Annotated in this window: 2 protein-coding genes; both read right to left on the minus strand. The window is 65.9% G+C overall.

All coding sequences use genetic code 11. The features are described 5' to 3' along the window. A partial coding sequence (locus tag AB0366_RS27010) for a cytochrome c biogenesis protein ResB (protein ID WP_032400877.1) occupies positions 1-1,439 on the minus strand: 1,439 nt, incomplete at its 3' end. Positions 1,440-1,473: 34 nt separating this feature from the next. After that, positions 1,474-2,630, minus strand: a 1,157-nt coding sequence (gene lnt, locus AB0366_RS27015; RefSeq protein ID WP_052061606.1) for an apolipoprotein N-acyltransferase, incomplete at its 5' end; no start/stop codon positions are given.

The following is a 2,630-nucleotide window of genomic DNA, read 5'->3' on the forward strand; positions in this document are numbered from 1 at the left end:
ACCAGGGACACCAGTAGTCCGGTCATCATCGTGACCGCGAACACGAGCACCCACCGCTGCGCGGGGTCGTATCCGACCTGGAGGTTCGCGAATTCCTTGGCACCGTCGAACCGGACGACGGTGCCGTCGGAGAGGGTCGTCGATTCTCCGGGCCGCAGGTTGACCCGGTCCTGCTTGACCAGCCGGCCCTGGTTGATCATCTCCTGGTCCAGGGAGAAGATCGACTGCGGGATGCCGGTGTCGAGACCGGTGTCGCCTTTGTAGATGTCCACTGCCACCGCGGGATCGACCAGTTCCGGGAAGCGGGAGGAGAGCAGGTTGCCGTTGAATTGCGCGGTGGGCGCGAAGAGTCCTTCGATGGCGATCTGCCCTCGGCGGCGCTCCTCGGCGGTGGCGTAGGTCCCCCCGGGTGGGTCGAATCGCAGCGCGCCGCTGCTGAGGAACGTGGTGGCGTCGTCGGGGCGGAACTGCAGCGCTTCGGTGCGGGTCTGGCCGTCGGGGAAGGTGACGGTGAACTCGGGGGCGTAGCCGTGTCCGGTGAGGTAGATGCGTTCGTCGCCGAGCCGGAGGGGTTCGTTGACTTTGAGTTGATAGTCGCGCCAGGTGTCGGCGGCGATGTCGTCGGCGCTCTGGTAGGAGATGTTCGAGGTGAACATCTCGGCCTGACCGTTCTCGAGGTAGTCGGCGGTGAAATCTCTGACCCGGATACAGAACGGCTCGAGTCCGGTGCCGTCGGTGCTGTTGCCGGCGCGAAAGGAGTCGTAGATCGCGGGCGAGGTGTTGCAGAAACCGGGCCCGTTGTCGGCGATGACGATGACCGAGCCTTCGTAGCCGAACAGTTTGCCGATCGCGATGGCCGCGAGCAGACCGATCAGCGAGAAGTGAAACAGCAGGTTCCCGGCCTCGCGGGTGTAGCCCTTCTCCGCCGAGAGAGTCAGTGCCCCATCGGGCTCGGGTCGAACGGCGGTACGCCACCCTTTCAAGTGCCGCGCGATGTCGGCGATCACCTTCTCGGGGTCACCGGCGAGGGTGCCCGAATGATGCAACGGTAGTCGAGTGAGGTTTCGCGGTACTCGAACAGGTTGTGCGCGAAGAGCTTTGCCGTGCTCGATCAACCGGGGAGTCAGACAGCCGATCAGCGACACGAACAACAGGACGTAGATCGCGGTGAACCAGGAACTCGCGAACACGTCGAACAATTCCAGCGTGTCCATCACCGGCCCGAGAACCGGACGCGCGGCAATGAAAGAATCGACGGCCTGGGTATTGAGATTGCGCTGCGGCAGCAAAGCGCCGGGGACAGCTGCGGCGGCGAGGAGGAACAGCAGCACCAACGCTGTCCGCATCGACGTCAGTTGTCGCCACCGGTTGCGCAGCATCGCCACTGTTCTGCGCACCAGTCCCGGCGAGTGCGCACGGGGGTGTTCGTCGATCGTCATCTCCGCACGCCCTTCACCGACCACCATCTAAATACTACGCGACATAGTAGTTTGCGGGGTTCGGTGTGATGGAGCGTGGTCGGCGCAGCAGCGAGAACGCCAGTGCTGCACCAGCGCCGGTGGCGGCAATCCATTCCGGAACGCTGCCGGTGATCGTCGCCGGGGTGAGGGTGGTGCTCAGTGACACCTCGGTGACGACAGCTGCGGGGGTGAACAGCTCCGTGCGCTCGACGACCTCCCCGCGTGCATCGATGACGGCGCTGACGCCGCTGGTGGCCGACACGACGACGCTGCGCCCGTGTTCGACCGCTCGTACCCGCGACATGGCGAGTTGTTGATAGGTCATGTTCGTCCGACCGAAAGTGGCGTTGTTGGTGGGCACTGCGATCAGCTGGGCACCGGCGCGCACGGAGTCGGTGAGCAACGAGTCGAAGGCGACCTCGTAGCAGGTGGCCACCGCGACGTGCACTCCGGCGAGGTCGAGGACGCCGTTGCCCTGGCCCGGGGTGAAGTTTCCTGCCTGGGCGGCATAGGGAGAGAGTGCGGTGACGATCGTGCGCATCGGCAGGTACTCCCCGAACGGCACCAGTTGCCGCTTGTCGTGCCTCTGCCCGGGCCCGGTGACGGGATCCCACACGATCGAGGTGTTGCTCGTGGTGCCGTCGTCTCGGCGGAGAACCGTGCCGACGAGTACGGGGACTCCGACGGCGCGGGCCGCGGCGTCGATACGTGCGGCGGCGTCGGGGTTGCGCAGGGGATCGATGTCGGAGGAGTTCTCCGGCCAGATGACCAGGTCGGGTGCGCGTACGCGGCCGGAGTCGATGTCGGCGGCGAGCTCGATGGTGCGCTGAACATGGTTGTCGAGAACCGCGCGTCGTTGGGCGTTGAAGTCGAGACCGAGACGCGGGACGTTGCCTTGCACCAAGGCGACGGTGACCGTGTCCTGCTGCGGCGGAGCGAACAGTGGAGCCACCACCGTGAGCGCCCCTACAGCAGTGGCCACACCGATGCACGACGCTGCTGCAGTTCTGCGGGTGATGCGACCGGAGGCAACGACGCCGGCCAGAGCGGACCCGATCAGCACCACGACGAACGACAACCCCGGCGCGCCGATCACCGCAGCCAGAGGCAGCAGCGGCCCGTCGGATTGACCGAATGCGATGCGGCCCCAAGGGAAGCCGCCGAACGGGA

Source organism: Rhodococcus sp. NPDC076796, from assembly GCF_040702765.1.
Classification (GTDB): Bacteria; Actinomycetota; Actinomycetes; order Mycobacteriales; family Mycobacteriaceae; genus Rhodococcoides.